The sequence below is a fragment of the Litoreibacter ascidiaceicola genome (assembly GCF_900129235.1).
Lineage (GTDB): Bacteria > Pseudomonadota > Alphaproteobacteria > Rhodobacterales > Rhodobacteraceae > Litoreibacter > Litoreibacter ascidiaceicola.
The window spans coordinates 1-19,919 of sequence record NZ_FQUV01000011.1; the positions used below are offsets into that span (position 1 = coordinate 1).

Sequence of the window (19,919 nt, forward strand, 5' to 3'; positions counted from 1 at the left end):
TGAGAAAATCAGTGAAATTGAAGTGTCAGACTATGGTGACTACCAACCAAACTCTCGTGGGCGAAGCAGTCACGCCGATACAGAGTTTTCCGACAATGATCTTGTGAGCTTGTTCTCGACTCTTTCAAAATAATTCTTCCGCTCCAACGATTCTGCGTTTTCGCATAAAGGGCACTTGGCTTAGCCTGTGGCGAACAAACAGCGGCTCATCGCTGTTCGGCATTTTTAAGGACAATAGTTTGATGGCATTTGAAGAGCTTATTACTTGGTCAAATCAAGAAGTACGGCCTGATTGGCAAAGGGACGCGCTACGGCGGCTGGCGGCAACGGGTGAGTTGAGCGAAGAAGACTTATCTGACCTACGAAGGGTTGTTGAGAAGGCAGGCGAACTGATCGATGATGAGGTTGCTGCGGTTACTCCCCTAGCTGCGGAGCACCTGTCTGATCCGGCAGCCGACGCCCCCCGCACAATTCTTGGCGCGATTGGACCTGTTCGTCGGGTAGATCGGCTGGCAAGCGACCAGCCTCCGATCAAATTCGCGAAGAATGGGATCACACTTGTTTATGGTGCCAATGCATCAGGTAAGAGCGGCTACTGCCGAATAGCTAAACAGCTTTGCAGGTCTCTCAGTCCTCAGGACCTCAAAGGCAATGTTTATGAGGCCGCCGCAGCCGACCCACCAGAAGTTGACCTTGTGTTCGGCATGGAAGGCGACGAACCTGAGCGTCAAGAGACAACCTGGCGACATGGCGATCCGTCTCCGGCAGAACTAGCAAGGATATCCGTATTCGATACGGCGACGGCGCGCGTTTACGTAGACAAAGACCGCAAAGTTGAATTCCTACCCTATGAGCTCGACCTTTTGAACAAGCTCGCTCTGGCAGCAAAGGCGCTGGACGGTGATTTTGAGGTGCGGGAAAACGGCATCGATGTGGCGATCCGTACGCCACTTCCTGCTGGCTATACGGATGGCACCGCTGTCTCGCAGGCTCTTGCAAAACTCGTCCCTGAAACAGAGCTAGCCGATCTTCCCGATGAAGCGGGCCTGCGCGCGCTCTCCGTATGGAATGATGAAAAGGAGGCCGCTCTCCTAAGCGTCAGCGATGAAATTCGCGATGATCCTAAGGTGCGGCTGCGGTCTCACAGATCGGCGAAGCAGGAGCTAGAGAATATAAAGACCGAGGTTTCCGGTCACCTTGGACTTCTTGCCGATGATGGTATCGCCAAGATCAAAGATGCCCACACCGATATGACGACAAAGTCCGAGGCGGCCAAGGCTGCAGCCCAAGGTCTGGGAAAAGGGATGCCGATCCCGGAAATCGGTTCGGAATCCTGGCGACAGATGCTGATCTATGCCCGCGACTTTGCCGGTGAAGCTTTCCCTGAGCGCGATGACCCCAAGCTGGCCACTGGCGAATCCTGCGTCCTTTGTCAGCAACCTTTGGAGGACGACGCGGCATCACGGATGGCGAAGTTCGATGAGTATATTTCGGGGCGCACTGCCAGCGACAGTCAGAAAGCCACAGAAGACTACGAGGTGCTTGTCGCTTCGATCAATGCTGTCCGCCTTGGCACGCAGGATCAAACCAAAGCACTTCTTGGCGTTTTTGGCGGGTTGAGCGATGACCATCAGGCTTTTGTCGATGAGATTGCGCTTGGTTACCGTGTTCTTGCTTCGCGTCTTGAGGCGGTGAAGGCGAAGATCGAAGCGGGCATCTTTGATGGGGCGGATGCTATGGAAGTTGTCCAAGCCGATCTCATCCAAAAGATCGATGCAGCGCTTGAAAACCTGCAGGCGCAGATCGATGATCTGGTAAACGCAGATGCCGATGAAGAGCGCATGACAGCGCTCGCATCCGAAAAGGCAGAGCTCGAAGATGCAAAGAAGCTAAGTCAGGAGGTCGAAATTGTGGTCGCCCGGCTTAAACAGCTCGTGGAACGGCTCAAGATCAAAGAGGCGCGCAAGCTGTGTGGCTCAGGTCCCATTGCACGCCAGCTCACGGCCCGTCGCCGTGTGATATTGACCAAGAGCCTGAAATCGCAACTCACAGACGAACTGGATACCCTTAAGCTCTCGCATATTCCCATCGATCTTTCCGACCGCAGTGCGGGCTCTGACAGTATTATTGAAGTTGGTTTGACTGCCCATCAGCGTGTAGCAAACAATAGCGATGTGCTCAGCGAGGGTGAGCAGAGAGCGCTTGCGTTGTCATGTTTTCTTGCCGAGCTGATCGAAGTTGGTGCCGAACACGGCATCATAGTCGATGATCCGGTTTCCTCTTTGGATCACTCCCGAATGGAAGCAGTTGCAAAGCGGCTTGCGGCAGAGGCCTCGGCTGGCCGCCAAGTCATCATCTTTACGCACAATATCATGTTTCATTACATGATGGAGAATGAGGCACGCCGTGCCGATATTCCCTGCCATACCGAATGGATGTCGAGTCTAGGTGGAACTAAGTTCGGGATTATTGATGACTCGGGTAAGCCGAACCACACCAAGAAGGCAAAGCAGCGCATCGGCGAGCTCAACGAAGCTAAGGCCAAATTTTATAAGGGTGGATATGATCCGGCGGTTCAGGAATTTCGCGATTCACTCGTATCCATCTATACGCTGATGCGCGAGACTTGGGAGCGGATCGTTGAGGAAATCCTATTCAACGGTACTATCCAGCGCTTCCAGCCAGGTGTAATGACCCAAAGTCTAAAACATGCCTGCTATCATCCTTCAGATGACTACCCAGCGATCTTCGAGGGAATGAAGCGATGCTCGCATTATTCCGGGCACGATAGGGCGGCAGACTTGCCGCAAGACCTGCCAACTAAGATCGAAATCGATGCAGATTTGCAAGCCTTGAGCGATTTTCACAAGACGGTCTCAGATCGAAAAGCCATTCTTGAGAAAGGTCATCAGTATGAGAAGGGTCCAGTGCCAGAGTTTCTGTGACGATTCATCATAAGGCTTGGCTGGTTCATCTCAAACGTTCGAAGAATAAAATTTCTACAGGTTGCTCCATTGTCAGCCCACGGGGCTTGATTAAGGAGAGCTGACTGTAAGCGCAACGCAGTATGATCAGGCGAAACATTGTTGGTCAGAAGTGCCGCTCTGGAGGTGCATTGAGTTACATGATAGCTTGTATTTTCTCCGAATTTCTAAGGCGAACGCATGTCCGAGTTGAAGATCCAGTGCCCAAAATGTTCCAATGAAATTGAGCTGACCGAGCAACTAGCTGGCCCCATGTTGGCCGAGCTCAGGGCGACTTTCAATGATGAGTTGGCCAAGCAAGAGGCACAAGCGACAAAGGCGCTGGCAGCTGCACGGGCGCAGGCTAAGGATGCGGCCAAAGCTGAAACCGCAGCAGAACAGGCAGCTCTTGAAGAACGCATCAAAGAGCAGGGCGAAAAGCTGCGCGAGGCTCAGATGGTCCAAGCTGCTGCGCTGAAACGGGAACAGGAGCTCAAAGACAAGGAGGCCGAAATGGAGCTGACTTTGCAAAAAATGCTTGCGGCGGAACGTCCTGCACTGGCCGAAAAACTAACCCGCGAGGCGAATGAAAAAGCCGAATTAAAACTGGCCGAGCAAGAACAAGTCATGCAGGGCATGAAACGTCAAATCGAAGCGCTGAAACAAAAATCCGAACAAGGTTCGATGCAGACCCAAGGTGAGGCGGCAGAGATCGTGTTGGAAGAAACCATTGGTGCGGCTTTTCCGATGGATTCCTTTGTTCCGATCGCCAAAGGCGTAAGCGGTGCCGATGTGCGTCAGGACGTGACCGCAACCAACGGCATTGCAGGCAGTATCTTATGGGAAAGCAAACGGACAAAAAACTGGACCGCCAGTTGGCTGGCCAAATTACGCGATGACCAGCGGGCCGCGGGATGTGAGGTGGCTGTGATTGCTTCCCAAGCCTTGCCTGAGGGGATTGACAGCTTCGGCATGATTGATGGCATTTGGGTCTGCGCGCCGCGCTATGCGGTTCCGCTGGCGTCTTCATTGCGCCAAGGTTTGATCGACTTGGCAAATGCCAAGGGCCGCGCGATGGGTCAGGAGACCAAGATGGAAATGATCTATGATTACCTGACCGGAACGCAATTCAAGCAGCGCGTCGATGCGATCGTCGAGCGCTTCGAGGACATGCAAGATAACCTACGCAAGGAACGCGTTTTCATCGAAAAGCAATGGGCTTTGCGAGCCAAACAGATTGATCTGGTGATAGCGTCAACGGTTGGGATGCACGGCGATTTGCAAGGGATCGCAGGACGTTCGATGCCTGACATTGAAAGCGTTGAAGCGTTGTTGATCGGGAAAGATGACTAAGGCTCGATAATGCCTCGAAATAGGCGGTTGGTATTTTGTCGGCAGCTTTATTGATGCATGTGCAGCGAATGTCTCCTTCGACGGGCCGCACCGCGGCATTGCCGGGTATCAGCCAACGGCGGCTCTGGGCCGTGCCTGTCCGAGGCAACGACGCCCTAGCGATCAGATGCTGCGATCGATCTAACGGCAGGTGAGAGCCCTGAGTTACCTAATGCGCAAATTGACACTTCGCTTCAAATCGAGTGACCTGACCACATGTTCTTGTATCAATTGGTGTCTTCTGACAAATCAACCTTGCTCCCGTCTCAGCTCGGCAAGTACAAATGCTTGTTGTTGATTGAAAGGGTTGTCGAAGATGGCTTCCGACATCAACTAAGCCGTTCCTTAGTCGATAGCGGGTGCCTGTATACCATGGCGTGGGGTCTCGATTGTTCTCTTTGGGATGACAGCGTAGATTATGCAAGCATTGAGAAATTTGGCGATGGCGGTATTCCTGACGATCAATTCGTGATGACGACATGGCACACGGATGACACACTGGAAGAAGTGGTTAGGTTTGCAAAGATAGATGCGATGTTCTCCTATACGGACGAACCACTCACCAATCTTTTGGTGCTTGATCTTAGAGACGAAAGCCGAGCTGAGGCCATCGAAGAACTATTCAATAAAGTTGGATGATATTGCGACAATTGTAACCTAAAAGAAGGTAGCTTTGTCCCGCACAGCAGACCTTGCGGCCATCTGAGGGTAAACTGTCGTACAAAGCAGTTGATCCAACTGATCAGTAGCTCAGAACCCGAACGGCTGCCTTCGTTGCGTGGATGGCGATCCATCTCAAGGCCAAGTTATCTCAATTGGCACCGGGCGAAGTTGCCGAAATGTTGACTATTCAGTCAGCATGTTCTATTTTTGTTCTAAATCAGTAAGAGAGGACAAGATTATGGTATTTGCTCTCCAGTCTCAACCGAACTCTCAGGCGAACCCTTATGGCGGACCCGATCAGTCTGAGTTGCCGGCTACAGAAAAACAGATCCGGTTCGCGCGACGAATTGCATTGACTGGTGGGATTGTGTTGCCATGGGAAGCACAGGTGTCGCGTCGCTCGCTGTCTCAATGGATTGATGCCAATGCTGCTGTTCTCAATTCGCCGAGCGAGTTTTCCCAGTATGCGAGCTCAAAACAGGTTGCTTTTGCTGAACGCATTGCCCGCATCAAACGGCGCCAAGTTCCCCATGAGTGTTTCAAAGATCGCCAGCTGATGTCACGCTGGATCGACAGCAATAAGTGATCAATTGACCTTCAGGAATAGTCGGCATCCCGATTTGATACAACATAATCAAGCTTATAGGTAAAAAGTACTGACCTAATTTTCCTCTGCTTTTTTCATTTAAACCTCTTGAACCGGTCTCCTAACCCTTCAGCTTTAGGAAAATCGGCACTTGGACCGTCTTGTCCAGAAGCTGTCCGTCCTTTGGAATCGAAGGTTAAGAATATTCCGCCATTTTGCCCGGGATCTGAGCTAACGCAACCGCAGTCCCACCGAACCCGCACCTTGCCGCCCAGTCAGCGGCGGTCAGTACATTGCAGTATAGCGCAGATGTCCGCAGCGCGGACTTTGCCGCCGTTTGTATCCAGATGATTAAAGTCGGGTTTCGGTTTTTTCCGCATGCCAAAACATGGGTGGCGGCAACGCTAATGAAGATAGATCAATCCGCAAAACTCTTCGTCCCGATTGGACTGTCGCAGGTTTTGAACGATGAAGTGTCAGCATTTTGAGAATAAGTACGTCGCCGCGTTTGGCGTTGCACACCTCGATTGGATAAGCGTTTGCAGTCTCTTCAGCTTTGGCTGACGGGACGATGCCGCCGATATGACTTCCAACAGAGATTTCCATAGCGCCATTAGATTCGCTTGATTCATCAAGGTGAACGCGAACAAACAGCATGCTATCCAAGATGGCCTCAGGTGGTTCACAGTGCCAAGTACCTGATTTTTTGGTCCAGTTGTGATAACCTTCAATTTCAACCTTATCGTTCACAGCTATGACGCGATCTTGATGCCACGGAACGCCCCAATTGGCACCTTCTGACTTATTGAAAGCAACAGTTCGGACAGGTACTGCCATTGGATCAAGCCTCTGGATCGAAGTCAGCAATGAGCTGTTCTTCGAAAGAACCGTGTCGAGCGCCGAAGATGAGCCAAGCCTTTGGCCAGCCTTGGTGTTGTCAGCAGTAGCCTGGTCCAAAAGCTTAAGATCGGCATCCGAAACAGCATCCCGAAGCCAAACGCGGCCATATTGTTCAAATTCATCTTTAAGTTTTCGATCCGTTGTCATTACGCGCGAGTACTTCCTAACTACTTGAGCGGACATTAGCTGCGCCGCCGAATAATGTCACTTCGGGCTCTTTCCAGCCATTCTCCGCCCCGCAGCATGAGCAGTAAGCGCGCCGAGCGGCCCAAAGCCGACATCCAGCGGGCATTCCAGATGCTGCGGTTGCAGCCCCCATTGCCGCCATTCGCTGCATAAGCAGTAACCTGAACTGGTTGAACTCACAGTCTGCGGACATAACTGCCTTTCGTAAGTTCAGCTATCGCGAACGATGGCAATTTAGCTACTGCCAAGGCTAGCTTAGATACCCCTAGCGTTTACTTACTTGGGAAAGCAGTTTGATGTCTGACTAGAGGACCCTAGTGCCTCGAGTTCACGGAAGGGTCGCTGGATCTACCAGCTCTAGGGTTTGCTCGAAAAGTATCAGATCATTTTCCCAAAGCTCAAACGTCCAATCACCCAGTACGAGCTCGTATTCGTCTTCGAGACGGTATCCGACAAATAGCCTTCCCCCAAAAAAATGCTTTTCGAGTGGCCAAGTTTGGTTGGTCCTGCTCTCCGGTCCCATCGCAGGGTGGTGAACTGACCCTCGCAATGGTTTTGCAAATACATTACTTGGCACTTCGACCCAGAAGCCAAAGGCGACACCTACAGTTGCAGGCACCTTGCGAGAATTTACGAACAATGGTTTTTCGGTGGAGCGAGATCGTATCAGTTCACCATCAACAGTGTCGAAACCCGAAACGATGTGCTGCTGCTGCGGAAAGTCCGCAGTGTAGCCATACTCAAGGAATAGTGGGGTCTTGCCGTTTCCCGGAAAAATTCCAGAGATGATCGTAGCAAGCATGATTGCTCCTCCTACCATTCGCCATGTCATGTTACGAAGCACCTTCAAGAGCTTGAAACACGCTCCCCATAGCGTAACTCTTGTCCATTCGTCCACTCACCAAGGTGACCCAGATAAATTTCATCCTAGGATACCATGTTGAGTTAACTCGATCCTGACAAGGGCATTATGCGTTGGTGAGTTTGGATAGGCGGACGAATCTGGCATTGAACACATTTGGCAATGTCTATCTCACTGACCCCCTACCTGCACGTAGTTAGCCTCAGGAAAAATGCTCGAATTCGGCAGTGTTATTATCCCTCATAGAAACTATCCACGACCTTTCCAGACTACCGCAAAGAGATCGCGGTGGACGGCCCCCATTAGCGGACCTTCGCCGATTGCTTAAAATGCTGCGACAGCATCCAGCTTTGCGGACATTGGCTTCCCTGATCAGTGCTTCTATCTTCTACCCCAGATCAAAGAGGTATTCAGATGGTACTTGAACCCAACCTTGTCATTTCCAGCGCCTCGCAACGCATTGTTTAGGATGGGGTGCCATTGAAGGTGGACATGTCACGGATGGCAATCTATCGGGCGCTGAGTTTGCCCGATGCTCCCCAGTAGACGTTGATGTTGATCTTGCCCCACGATCCAAACTAGCCTCGAAGGCAAACAATGAGGTTGGCAATGAAGCGCATTCTGACAGCAAGTATTTTCTATTGTGTGGCATCGATGGCGGGAGCCGAAGTGCCAACGGAAGTTATCGATGAGTGCAATGAGGTGCACGCAGACTCATACAACAATATGCCACAATGCTTGAAGGAAGGCGTTGTTGCCCACGAGATGCTGGAAACGGCGCTTCTGGATGATTTGTACGGACCGAGTGCGCAACGCGTCATAGATGGATGCAGGGAGCGCAATGATACTTACGAAAAAGTTTGGATCTGCTTTGAGAATGCCGCAGAGCAAGCCGCAGAAACACGAGGAATGATCGGAGTCGAAAACATGAAAGACGCTTGTTTTGCGTCGATTTCGGACCCGAGCATCTACGACCGGATTGTGGAAGAGAACAAGCAAGCGCGCCGCAACCATATTGGGGAAGAGTATTTCTACGGCGGGCAGACGTACTTTCCCTTCAAAGGTTGCCCCCAAGAAGATCAGACAGCGGAGAGGCCCACCGAAGCAGGAAATGATGGAAAAGATCATGGGTTGAGTGCACAAGCGTGCTCCGCCTACCGAGACTTCGAACAAGTTCTTTCGTCGAACACTGCTGCTGACTTTGAGTCAGCCTTTTCTGCGGCAGAAGCGCTTCCGGAAGATGAGCGTTTTAATAGTATCTTGGCACTTGGCGTGTCTCAGTCCTCTATCGAGTTCTTGCAGGCAACAGATGAAAAGCAGGCGATGGGCACTGCTTTCATCTTGGCGGCACTCATGAACAAGCATCATCCTGATCTGCTAAAGAGGTTCATGGAGAGTGGCGAAATGAATTCGAACCCGAACTTGGATGCTCTGGGCGATCAAATGATTGCAGGTTTTTTGAGCATGGCAATTGAGGGGTATGAAGAGCAGTGCGCCGAATAGGCTGGATGCGGCCGATTGTGTTGAAAAACTCTTCTTGTTTATGACGTTGATGGCTGATTCAATCTTTGTATCGATGCAGGGGATTTATCGCGATGATGGGACCGAAGCAGGAAGCGCAAGCGGCGTTATTCTATGAGTTTTCGCTTGAGGATCACATTCCACCGGATCACCTGTTGCGCGCGATTGATAGGTTCACGGATCTGAGCTGCATTCGCGCCCATCTTTCGGATTTTTATAGTCATACTGGCCGCCCTTCGATTGACCCGGAACTGATGATCCGCATGTTGTTGGTGGGCTATTGCTTTGGCATCAGGTCAGAGCGCCGCTTGTGCGAAGAGATCCATCTTAACCTTGGCTACCGTTGGTTTTGCAAGCTCGATCTCTCAGATCCGATCCCAGATCATTCGACCTTCTCCAAGAACCGACACGGCCGGTTCCGTGATAGCGATCTGTTCCGGCATTTGTTTGAGGCCGTCGTGGCACGCTGCATGGCAGAGGGTTTGGTGGGTGGCGAGATTTTTGCGACGGATGCCAGCATCATCCAGGCTGATGCCAACAAGCAGTACTCGGCGCCAAAAGCGGACTGGGACGCGGCGCAGATAGACCCCGCGGTCGTGCCACGAGCCGTGCAAGAATATCTTGAGACCTTGGATGATGCCGCATTCGGTGCAGCCAGCGAAGTGACACCAAAGTTCACATCGTTCTCAGACCCGGCCAGCCAGTGGACCGGTGCGTTGAAGGGGCCAGCGTTCTTTGCCTATTCGACCAACTACCTGATCGATACAGACCATGCGATCATCCTCGACGTTGAAGCGTCCCGCGCCATTCGTCAGGCCGAAGTCGGTGCGACCCGAACAATGCTGACGCGCACGCGAGACCGGTTTGACCTGTCTCCGGACCGCTTGGCTGCTGATACAGCTTATGGTTCCGGCAACATGCTTGGTTGGCTTGTGGATCAGGACATCGAGCCGCATGTTCCGGTCATTGATAGATCCGATCGCAAGGACGGTACGTTCTCCAATCTCGACTTTAGCTATGATCCTGCGACAGATGAGTACACTTGTCCGGGTGGAAATCCCCTCAAAAAGTACTGGCGAAAGATGCGCACCGCACGCACGGGCGTCAGCAAGGATGGTATCAAGCGGTACTATGCCAGCAAGACAAACTGCTCAACTTGCGCCCTCAAAGAACAATGCGTCCCAAACAAAGACGCGCGCATCGTCTCACGACATGTCCATGAGGCCGCCCGCGACAAGGCACGCCAGATTGCCAAAACGGACGCCTACGCCGATGCGAGCCGACGACGAAAGAAGGTCGAAATGCTCTTTGCACATCTCAAGAAGATCATGCGGCTCGACCGCCTCCGCCTTCGTGGACCAAACGGCGCAAAAGACGAATTCCTCCTGGCAGCTACCGCCCAAAACCTTCGGAAACTCGCAAAACTGCGCCCAATGGGCCCGGCGATGGCATAAGATCAACGCGGCCAACAACAAACCGGCAGATCATGACAACGCTCAAGCCGAGTTTTTCAACACAATCGGCCCTAACCGGACATTCGAGCTTAGCAAAATTCAACAGGTTGCCTTCCCGAAAGCTGCCGTTCGTGTTGGGCGCGGCATATTCGGCTGGTCGGGTGACTGCTTTGCGGACATTCCTGCCGTTCGCCGCGGTTGCGAAAGCTCGGACGGTGCTGGCGCGGCGGACGTCATCTTGGGTAGAAAGACGAAGTTCGCCGCGTGTTCACTTGGTCTTCACTTGGCGCATAGTGCGGACCTTTACATCTTCAAGCAATCGAGGCTACTGTTGCATCGCTGCTCGGCTGAGAAGCTTTTGGATGCCATGATGCCGCATTTGCACCTTTTGGGGACGCTGTCTTGATTTCAATTGCCGCCGATCACCGCGAGAACCTGCTCGGCGGGAGCTTCATGATCGGCGCTATGGCCGCCTTCGCCGCCGAAGACGCGCTGATTAAGGCAGCCTCCGAAACGCTGCCTACCGGCCAAATCCTGATCCTTTTCGGCCTTGGTGGCGCGTTTGTTTTCGCCGCGCTTGCCATGATCGATGGACAGCCGCTGTTCAGTGCGGCTGTCGTTTCACGGACGATGTTGGCCCGTGTCGTCTTCGAGGTCGCTGGCCGGCTATTCTACGTACTCGCCCTGGCGCTGATCCCCCTTTCGACAGCGACGGTCATCCTGCAAGCCACACCGCTCGTCGTCGTGGCTGGAGCTTCGATTGTCTTTGGCGAAAGCGTTGGCTGGCGCAGATGGGGGGCCGTCCTGCTGGGCATGATTGGGGTCTTGGTTATCGTGCAGCCGGGAACGGAGGCCTTCTCCCTCCTCTCCCTTCTGGCAATCTTCGGTATGATAGGGTTCGCGGGGCGGGACCTTGCGAGCCGCGCGGCACCCCGGTCGCTCTCCACGTCTATCCTCGGGCTCTACGGGTTCCTTGCCGTTTTCGTCGCAGGCGCGCTCTTCACCCTCTGGCAGCGCGCGCCGCTCGTTATTCCCGGTCGCGACGCAGCCTTCTGCCTCGCGGTTGCCGTGCCTGTCGGGGTCGGTGCTTATGCACTTCTTATGCGAGCCATGCGGACCGGTGATGTATCTGCCGTCACACCGCTCCGCTATACGCGACTCCTCTTCGGCATCACGCTCGGGATCGCCCTCTTCGGCGAACGATTAAGCACCAACATGATAATAGGGTCTGCCTTTATTCTCCTGTCGGGTCTATTTGTCATTTGGCGCGCGAAGACCGTGGAACTTTAGGCCCGGCCCTACGTCCTAACTGCAGCATGACTTGTCACTGATCCATGTTATGCAAAGCGGAATAAAGGGCTCGTGCACTAAATCGCTTCGCGCATCCATTCGGATCAACCCAGATCGCGCCAGCACAGACGGCCCAAAGTCGACATCCAGCGGGCATTCCAGATGCTGCGGTCGCAGCCCGCATTGCCGCCATTCGCTGCATAAGCAGTATCCTGGGCTGGTTGAACTCACAGTCTGCGGGACTTTTGAGACATTCGCTACGGCCGCAGCAATGTCGGCTTCTGGTACGAGTTGGGTCGAAGCCCTATTTCAGCGACAAGCCTTTAATCCGCCAAAACATGCTGATAGCTTCGGCGCATGGAGAGAACAGACTTTACCTTTCGACAGGCGCAATCTGCCTTTGATCTAATTTCCATTCTTCAATCGTACGATGACGAAATGCTGCTTCAGTCTGGGGGCAGCGACCTTCCTAGAATAGTGAAGCATGCCGCCTGTCGGTTAGAAGGCGAAGCTGATGCCGGATGCTATGAAACGCTAATATCAACAGTGTTGGAGCCAGACTTGGGTGCTGAAGTTGCAGTGGCCGCACTCGTGAGTAATGAACTTCAACGCGGTTTCTGCTCGGGTGATGCAAAAGAGTTGGCCGAGATGGCAACTGAGAGCATTAGAAGCGCGCCATCGAAGCTGCGCTCAGCTATTCTTCGCGGGTTAGATACTTTGGAAGACTACGCTCATAGGTACGAACCCGCGTCTTATCTGCTACCGGATCAGAGCCGTCTCACAAGGCCACAGGATCAGATACTCCAAAGACTATGCCAAATCGCGCGTGGAATGGATCAGCAAACCCGCCAGAGCGTCGCAAAGGCTGACTACGGCTATCGTGCAGATGAACACCTGCACGCGTTAGATGAAGTTTTGTCGTCGGAGAACTGCCAATTTCCGAAAGACGAAACATGGTTTCCTAGTGAAGTTGTCGAACTCGTTGCTCATGTGCGTGAAACACCAGGTTTTGTAGTCTGCACAGCGCTTTTGTTGGCTAACGCACTTCCCACCAATGATAGTATGGGGTGGTTCGAATTCCGCTGGGAACGCCTTGCCGCTGAGTACAACGCACTACCCGACTCTGTTCGTTATCCAATTTTGGCTGGCTTTCGCTACCTATATGAAGCGGACAAGGAATTTCTCTGGTATTCGGAACGGAAGAATTGGCACCCTGTCGAAGCACCGGAATTTATGATCTCGTGGGCCTAATTACTTCGCCAAGACGACTTGAGTTTGAGTAAATCAGCCGAACCGGACGTTGGCTGCGTCGCAGAAAATTTGCACTCTGGGCTCACAGCCGCCATTAGATCGGTCGCAGCATGTTTGCCTGACAGGGCGCATCCCCCCTCGGGAACGGCCCAAAGCTGACCTTGGCCGACCATTTGATATGCTGCGGTGCGGCCCACCGAAGCGGACTTTGGTGCACAGTGCAGCAATTCAGGATGTCCAGATGACTGCATCGGGACATTTGTGCCGTTTATGCTGTGGACAGCAATGGCCGCTCCAACGATCGTAGCCCGATAAACTGTTCTGCAGCCAAGCTCATTTACAATACGTTTCGGGTCAACTCAAAGTACTGCTTCTCGTTCTTTGCGCTTGAACCGATGGCGAAAAGCGGCGTCGATGATTTAGAAGAGTGGCGCATACTTCCAGTTGTCCGCATCCGGCGTCACTTCATCCAGATCATACTCGGCTCCCTGAAGACGCTTCGCAATTTCCAAACCATCTTCTGCGGCCTGATCCACAAAGCGACGACCCAATTCCACGTCCTGTGCAATGCCATGACCACGCATCAAGTTCAGTCCATGGTTGAAGCGCCCGACCGGGTCGCCCGCTTCGGCGGCGCGACGGTCCCACTCGGCGGCCTCATCAGGATTGTACTCTCCGCCTAATCCATTGTTTTCCATCTGACTTACCCAGGTCATTGCCTTGGTGAAGCCCGCTTCGGCACATTGCTTGGCCAGCTTTTTCGCCAGCTCGTGATTGTCGTATTTGGTTGCGTTAACTCCAAGAGAGCAGGTCACAGAGTCGATGACTCCCATCTCGATCTTGCGTTGCAGCATTTCCCGACCGGTATCTTGCGGGTTGAGAATTCCAAGCTCATCTTCGGACGTGAGACGCGGTTCTGCGTTGGCGACACTCGCCAGAAAAACTGCAGCCAGAGATAGTTTCGATCGTCGCATTTTCATGTCCTCCGCAAGAAGGTGATACCAATAACCCCAAAGAAAGTCGTCGTTACTTTAGTCGTAAGCCCAATTGCTCACCTGCAAAACGTAGGTGGTCAGCCCCGCCGAAAAGTTTCCAGTCAGCCGACATTCGTGCATCGCGCAGCATCGGTCGAAGAGGGCTCGAAGCCGACCTCGGATGCGACGCAGCAACCTGTGATATGGTGGCATCGTCAACGTCGGGTTGTCGTTGGGGAGGGCATGGCGGATCGGAGGATCAGTCATGGAAACACCAAACTTACCGGCCATTCGCGCACTTCGCCCGGCTTGGAACAAGGGGCGCATCGTCGGGCAAAAACGGCCACTGAAACCAAAACACGTCTGGGCAATCCGTGTTCGACTTGAACTCGCCGAGAACCATCGAGACCTCGCGCTGTTCAACATGGCAATCGACAGCAAACTGCGTGGCTGCGATCTCGTGAAGATGAAAGTCGTCGACGTGATGGCGTCCGGCCAGATCAAGGAACGAGCTTCGGTGTTGCAAAGCAAAACGCAGAAGCCGGTTCGTTTTGAAATCTCCGAAGGCACACGCGCATCGGTTGAAAAGTGGATGGAAGACGAGCTCATGGTAGGCTCCGAGTACCTTTGGCCTGGACGTTTCCACGAACGCCTGCATATCTCGACCCGCCAATATGCCCGCATCGTTCGGGATTGGGTGAAATCAATCGGACTGGAGGCGAGCGCATATGGCACGCATTCCATGCGACGGACAAAAGTGACACAGATCTACAAGAAGACTGGAAATTTGCGGGCGGTCCAGCTCCTGTTGGGGCATACCAAGATGGACAGCACCGTCCGGTATCTCGGCGTTGAACTGGAAGATGCCCTTGCGATTGCAGAGGCCATTGAAATCTAACAACTTGGGCCGTCTTCACGGACGGCCCGGAGCTGACATTGGTCAGCCAGTCTTGTGCTGCGTTGCAGCTTTCGCAATGCGGACATTGGTCTACTACACCGCATTTTTCCATTTCGCCGCGGTGAAGTACACGATGCTATCATCAACACTGACCATCACATCGCCGTCCTGAATATTCACCTGTAGTTTCATCGCGCGACTCGCGAGTTTTTCCAGTGCGCTGGTGTCCGTTTGAGAAAAGTTAACAACCTGAAGATTGTCAAACCGGGTGGTGCTGTTTTTGATCTTTTCCCACCAGATGTCAGCTGTTCTGCCGCCGTAGCTATAGACGCTCACCTTGTCCGCTTTACCGCAGGATTGACGCACGACCTTCTCGCTGGGAAGCCCTAACGCGACCCACAATTCCAGCTCGCCGCTTAGGCTCTTTTGCCAGATGTCGGGTTCGTCATCCGTTGAAAGTCCCTTGGTCATTTCTAGGCGTTCATGGGCATTCAGTGCAAAAGCGAGAATGCGTACCATCAATCGTTCATCCGTTTCTGACGGGTGTTTCGCTACGGTCAGTTTATGGGTCTCGTAATAGTGACGGTCCATATCCGAAACGGACAGTTCAACTTTATAGATAGTGGCCTTTTGCGCCATGATTGTCCCCAGCTTTGCAAAGCTATTGATGCCTAATGCGTCTGGTGACCTTGTGAAAGCAGATAAAAACCGTCCGAAACCCAAGCCTTTAAGGGATACTGATCACACTCTGCAGCACCCCGTCATTCTGGAACGTCGACAGTGACCACAAAAGATGAATACCACGCCGCTAAGTCCTTGATGTCGTCGTCGCTAAGGTTCTTAACAATCAGCGACATCCGGCGATCTTCGCGGATGCCGTTGCGGAAATCCTTGAGACTCTTTTCAAGGTAAAATGCAGATTGGCCCGCGAGGTTGGCAACTTCGGGGTCTTTGGCAATGCCGTTCTTGCCGTGGCAAACCGAGCATTTGCGCGACAGCTTTTGCCCGTTCTCGGGGTCAGCTGCAAAGGCAGGCATGGCGAGACACCCAATCGCGACCATAGCCGCAGCAATACGTTTCATTCAAAGCTCTCCGTTAAGGGATGGCTGCCCACACCTGCGTGCAGGCAGCCAGTGTTTCGTCATTCCGAATAGGTGATCCGGTAAATCGCATTCGCAAAGTCGTCCGACACAAGGATCGAGCCGTCTTTCATCATGGCGACATCAACGGGACGACCATCATATTCGCCGTTCTCGTCAATCCAGCCTTCCGCAAAAGGCTCAGTGGTTGCGTTTCCTTCATCGTCGATGAACGTCACCATGACCCGCGCGCCAACCGGCGTTGTGCGGTTCCAAGAGCCGTGCTGCGCAGAGAAAATGGCGTTCTTGTATTTCTCCGGAAACATATTTCCGGTGTAGAACGTCATGCCCAGATCAGCCGCATGTGCGATGGTTTCAGACACCGGATGCACCACGTCCACGGGGACCTCTTGGCCTGCGTATTCATTGGTGCGTGTTGTCCCGCCGCCGTACCAAGGGTGCCCAAAGTGCTGGCCCATTTCAGTCTGACGGTTGATCTCACCGGGGGGGATGTCGTCGCCCATGCCGTCAACTTGGTTATCGGTCCACCACAGCTCTCCGGTGACGGGATGGAAGTCATGCCCGACCGAGTTGCGTACCCCGTAGGTATAGACCTCGCGGTCCGTGCCGTCGCGGTTCATGCGGATAATGCCGCCGATGCCCGTCTCGGCATAAAGATCCAGCTTTTCAGCTGGCGCGACGTTAAAGGGCTGGCCAAGCGAAATGTACAACTTGTCATCCGGCCCCACCTTCACGACACGTGCCGTGTGATTGTAGCTTTCCTCTTCGACAGGGATCAGCGTGCCTTGGGGCACGATCGGGACGGCAACCACATCGGGGCTTTCGTGGAAGAACTCTGCTGCCGGATACATCATCACGCGGTTACGCTCTGCGATGAACAAAAACCCGTCCTTCGAGAAGGTAACGCCGTTGGGCACGTCCATCTCCAGCGACGGTGCGAAGTCTTTGACCTCGTCGGCCACGCGGTTGCGGTCGCGGTCCATCACGGCCCAAACCTTGGTTTTCTTGGTGCCGACAAACAGCACGGTGCCTTGGGGGGCCATCGCCATGTGACGGGCATCTGGAACCAATGCGTAAAGCTCGATCTTGAAGCCTTCGGGCACAGTGATGCCTGTCAAAACCTCCCGGATGGAATCCGCAGCGGGGCCGTTTTGGTCGACGAAGGTGTGCTCTGTAGTGCCCGTTAACTTGAACGCCCCGAGCTTTTCCAGATTGGTTTGAGCCGAGGCTGCGCTGGCTATCAGTGCTGTGGTTGCGCAGGCAGATAATAGTGATTTCATTATTCTATCCTCCCAAAAATAAACCGCGCCCCAGTATGGGACGCGGCGGTTGTTTAGATCGTACCTTTGGCCATTTCGCTGGCCAGATGGTCGGCTTGGCGAATGGCCAATGCGACAATGGTCAGCGTGGGGTTTTCCGAGGCCCCCGTGGTAAACTGCGACCCATCCGAGACGAACAGGTTCGCAATGTCGTGGGTTTGGCCCCATTTGTTGACAACGCCGTCTCGCGGATCCTCGGACATCCGGTTGGTGCCAAGGTTGTGGGTCGACGGATACGGCGGCGTCGGGAACGTGCGTGTCGCCCCGACCGCATCATAGACCGCTTGCCCCTGCTGATAGGCATGGTTGCGCATCGCGATGTCATTAGGGTGATCGTCAAAATGCACGTTGACCACCGGCAGACCCCATTGGTCTTTCACATCGTGGTTGATGGTCACACGGTTGGTTTCTTGCGGCATGTCTTCGCCCACAATCCACATCCCCGCCATGTTCTCATAGGCATCCAAGGCGGATGTAAACTCACGACCCCACGCACCGGGGTCAAGGAACGCAGCCATGAAGGGCAGCCCCAGCGACAGGGTCTCAAGCTCGTAGCCGCCGACAAAGCCACGCTCGGGGTCATGTTTGGATTCGTCCTGAATGATCCCCGCCATGGTCGTGCCGCGCCACATCTTCACGGGCTTATCGAAGACCGCGTAGACCGAGCCCGTCATGTGCCGCATGTAGTTGCGCCCGACTTGGCCAGAGCTGTTGGCCATGCCGTCGGGGTACATCTCCGACGCGGAGTTCAGCAAAATGCGCGGGCTCTCAAACGAGTTGCCCGCCACGCAGACAACGCGCGCCATTTGCGTTTGCAACGTGCCTTCCTTGTCGAAATATTCGACGCCGGTGACCTTGCCCGTGTCATCATGCAGAATACGGGCCACATGGGCATGATCGCGCACCTCCAGGTTGCCGGTCGCCTCGCCCTCAGGGATGTCTGTATAGGCGGCGGACCATTTGGCGCCCCATTTACAGCCTTGAAAGCAAAAGCCAGTTTGCTGGCACATTGTGCGGTCGCGGTTCTCGTCTGAATTAATCGCCATGCGGCCAGTGTGGACTTCCTCGTAGCCGAGCGCCTTCGCGCCTTTCTCAAACACAAGGTAGTTGTTGCTGCCCGGCAGGCCCGGGCGGTCGCCCGTGCGAGTCACACCCAGCTTGTCCTCGGCCAATGTATACCAAGGGTCCATCTCGTCCGCGTCAATCGGCCAGTCCAGCAGGTTCGCGCCTTGAACGTCGCCGTAAGTGGTCTTTGCTTTCCACTCATGGGGCTGAAAGCGCAGCGATGCGCCCGCCCAATGGGTAGTCGTGCCGCCCACTGCCTTGACGATCCACGCAGGTAGCCCTGAGAAGTCCTTGGCCACACGCCAGTCGCCAGAGGTCGTGCGTGCGTCGACCCAAGCCAATTGGCCGAAGCTTTCCCATTCGTCATTCACGTAGTCTTCGGGCAGATACCGTCCGCCTGCCTCTAGGGCGACAACGCTCACGCCTTTTTGCGCCAACTCGTTGGCCAGCACGCCGCCGCCTGCGCCAGTTCCGATAATGACAACAACGGAGTCGTCGGTGAGATCAAAAGGTGCCGTCATGATACGCGCCCTCCCCTAAAGCCAGTTGATGTCGTTGAAGCCGCGCTCGATGTAGCCACCAAGCTCGAACGAGGCGCCCTCATAGCCAAAGAGCGGCCAGACCGCCTTTTGGTTATAAAGTCCCGTGACAAGCCCGCCGCGGATCTGCTGGAAGAACGCGCCGTCTTCCATCCCGCGCAAGATGTCGACGCGGTCGCGTTCCCATCCGGTGCCAAGGTAGCTTGTGTGGCCTTTGCCCTGCGCTGCTGCGTTCAGGGCCGCAATGCCGACTTCGATACCGGGGGCAGCCTCTGCCGTGTCGTAACCTTTCACGGCGATCACATAGAATTCGTCACCGATTTGGTCATGCGGATAGATATCGCGTGCCATCTGCACCAGCGTCGCGAACGTCTCTGGCTGCAATGCGTTCAGCTCTGCGGCCCATGCGGCATCTGTCGCTGCAAGAAATCCACTGCCAACCACAAAAGTTGCACTTGCTGCCGTTGCGCGCGAAAGCAATTCGCGCCGTGTTAGCCCCTTTGGGCTTTGCTTGGGTTCCATCTTGTATCCTCCCCTATTGTTCATTGAAAACGTCCGCTGCGCTCAAGCACTTCGATCTGGTAGCCGTCAGGATCGGCCACGAAGAAGAACCGCCCCACCAATTTTCCGGCAGGTGCGAATTCGACGAGTTTTCTGGGCGCGAGGCCCGCAGCCTCAAATCGCGCATGTTCTGCATCAAGATCGTCTACCGACACGGCAAGGTGGCCATAGCCGTCCCCCAAGTCGTAAGGCGCGGTCCGGTCCTTGTTGAGCGTCAGCTCAAGCTCGAAGCCGCTTTCCGAGTTGCTCATGTAGACAAGTGTGAAGTCTGGAAAATCCAGACGGTCCGCCACGCTAAGCCCGAACGCCGTTTCGTAGAACGCGACAGAGCGGTCCTCGTCGAGCACGCGGATCATGGAATGTATTGTTTTGGCCAAAGCCACCTCTCCCCTTTT

The 19,919-nt window shown here is 54.0% G+C and carries 18 protein-coding genes; 9 read left to right on the plus strand and 9 right to left on the minus strand.

Annotation, left to right across the window (positions count from 1 at the left end; genetic code table 11):
* The first annotated feature begins 242 nt into the window (after positions 1–242).
* The 4 genes from BUB72_RS17055 to BUB72_RS17070 all read left to right on the plus strand — a co-directional run bounded on the left by BUB72_RS17055 (position 243) and on the right by BUB72_RS17070 (position 5,604).
* Positions 243–2,945: an AAA family ATPase gene (locus tag BUB72_RS17055; protein ID WP_073146070.1), complete on the plus strand. Its 2,703-nt coding sequence runs from the start codon at positions 243–245 to the stop codon at positions 2,943–2,945.
* Positions 2,946–3,164: 219 nt separating this feature from the next.
* Positions 3,165–4,316, plus strand: coding sequence for a DUF2130 domain-containing protein (locus BUB72_RS17060; protein ID WP_073146071.1), 1,152 nt, complete (start codon positions 3,165–3,167; stop codon positions 4,314–4,316).
* A gap of 255 nt (positions 4,317–4,571) precedes the next feature.
* Positions 4,572–4,994, plus strand: coding sequence for a DUF7684 family protein (locus tag BUB72_RS17065; RefSeq protein ID WP_073146072.1), 423 nt, complete (start codon positions 4,572–4,574; stop codon positions 4,992–4,994).
* 262 nt (positions 4,995–5,256) lie between these two features.
* Positions 5,257–5,604: a hypothetical protein gene (locus BUB72_RS17070; RefSeq protein ID WP_245814919.1), complete on the plus strand. Its 348-nt coding sequence runs from the start codon at positions 5,257–5,259 to the stop codon at positions 5,602–5,604.
* A gap of 351 nt (positions 5,605–5,955) precedes the next feature.
* Here the strand turns inward: BUB72_RS17070 and BUB72_RS17075 are convergent, their stop codons facing one another.
* Positions 5,956–6,651 carry a phytanoyl-CoA dioxygenase family protein gene (locus BUB72_RS17075; RefSeq protein ID WP_073146073.1) on the minus strand — a complete coding sequence of 232 codons (696 nt, stop codon included), beginning with the start codon at positions 6,649–6,651 and terminating at the stop codon, positions 5,956–5,958.
* Positions 6,652–7,018: 367 nt separating this feature from the next.
* Entirely contained in the window at positions 7,019–7,492 is a 474-nt protein-coding gene (locus BUB72_RS17080) for a DUF3859 domain-containing protein (protein WP_073146074.1), read from the minus strand.
* A 669-nt stretch (positions 7,493–8,161) separates the two neighbouring features.
* Between BUB72_RS17080 and BUB72_RS17085 the strand changes: the two genes are divergently transcribed.
* From BUB72_RS17085 to BUB72_RS17105, 4 genes are all read left to right on the plus strand, one after another.
* A complete protein-coding gene (locus tag BUB72_RS17085) occupies positions 8,162–9,055 on the plus strand; it encodes a hypothetical protein (protein ID WP_073146075.1) in 894 nt (297 codons plus the stop codon).
* Positions 9,056–9,147: 92 nt separating this feature from the next.
* Positions 9,148–10,527 (plus strand): IS5/IS1182 family transposase, encoded by a 1,380-nt coding sequence (locus BUB72_RS17090; protein WP_073146076.1) that lies wholly within the window; start codon positions 9,148–9,150, stop codon positions 10,525–10,527.
* Positions 10,528–10,929: 402 nt separating this feature from the next.
* The gene (locus tag BUB72_RS17100) at positions 10,930–11,817 is read left to right on the plus strand and encodes a DMT family transporter (protein WP_342742175.1); all 888 of its coding nucleotides are present in this window, start codon (positions 10,930–10,932) and stop codon (positions 11,815–11,817) included.
* Between the two features lie 357 nt (positions 11,818–12,174).
* Positions 12,175–13,068: a hypothetical protein gene (locus BUB72_RS17105; RefSeq protein WP_073146078.1), complete on the plus strand. Its 894-nt coding sequence runs from the start codon at positions 12,175–12,177 to the stop codon at positions 13,066–13,068.
* A gap of 419 nt (positions 13,069–13,487) precedes the next feature.
* Here the strand turns inward: BUB72_RS17105 and BUB72_RS17110 are convergent, their stop codons facing one another.
* Positions 13,488–14,042 carry a tetratricopeptide repeat protein gene (locus BUB72_RS17110; protein ID WP_073146138.1) on the minus strand — a complete coding sequence of 185 codons (555 nt, stop codon included), beginning with the start codon at positions 14,040–14,042 and terminating at the stop codon, positions 13,488–13,490.
* A gap of 265 nt (positions 14,043–14,307) precedes the next feature.
* Between BUB72_RS17110 and BUB72_RS17115 the strand changes: the two genes are divergently transcribed.
* Positions 14,308–14,940: a tyrosine-type recombinase/integrase gene (locus BUB72_RS17115; RefSeq protein ID WP_073146079.1), complete on the plus strand. Its 633-nt coding sequence runs from the start codon at positions 14,308–14,310 to the stop codon at positions 14,938–14,940.
* A gap of 93 nt (positions 14,941–15,033) precedes the next feature.
* Here BUB72_RS17115 and BUB72_RS17120 read toward each other — a convergent pair whose 3' ends face one another.
* From BUB72_RS17120 to BUB72_RS17145, 6 genes are all read right to left on the minus strand, one after another.
* Positions 15,034–15,579: a YaeQ family protein gene (locus BUB72_RS17120; protein ID WP_073146080.1), complete on the minus strand. Its 546-nt coding sequence runs from the start codon at positions 15,577–15,579 to the stop codon at positions 15,034–15,036.
* 122 nt (positions 15,580–15,701) lie between these two features.
* Positions 15,702–16,022, minus strand: coding sequence for a c-type cytochrome (locus BUB72_RS17125; protein ID WP_073146081.1), 321 nt, complete (start codon positions 16,020–16,022; stop codon positions 15,702–15,704).
* Between the two features lie 59 nt (positions 16,023–16,081).
* A complete protein-coding gene (locus BUB72_RS17130; protein WP_073146082.1) occupies positions 16,082–17,320 on the minus strand; it encodes a PQQ-dependent sugar dehydrogenase in 1,239 nt (412 codons plus the stop codon).
* A gap of 53 nt (positions 17,321–17,373) precedes the next feature.
* Entirely contained in the window at positions 17,374–18,945 is a 1,572-nt protein-coding gene (locus tag BUB72_RS17135) for a GMC family oxidoreductase (protein ID WP_073146083.1), read from the minus strand.
* A 15-nt stretch (positions 18,946–18,960) separates the two neighbouring features.
* Positions 18,961–19,485 (minus strand): Twin-arginine translocation pathway signal, encoded by a 525-nt coding sequence (locus BUB72_RS17140; protein ID WP_073146084.1) that lies wholly within the window; start codon positions 19,483–19,485, stop codon positions 18,961–18,963.
* A gap of 20 nt (positions 19,486–19,505) precedes the next feature.
* Entirely contained in the window at positions 19,506–19,901 is a 396-nt protein-coding gene (locus BUB72_RS17145; RefSeq protein WP_073146139.1) for a VOC family protein, read from the minus strand.
* Positions 19,902–19,919: the final 18 nt, after the last annotated feature.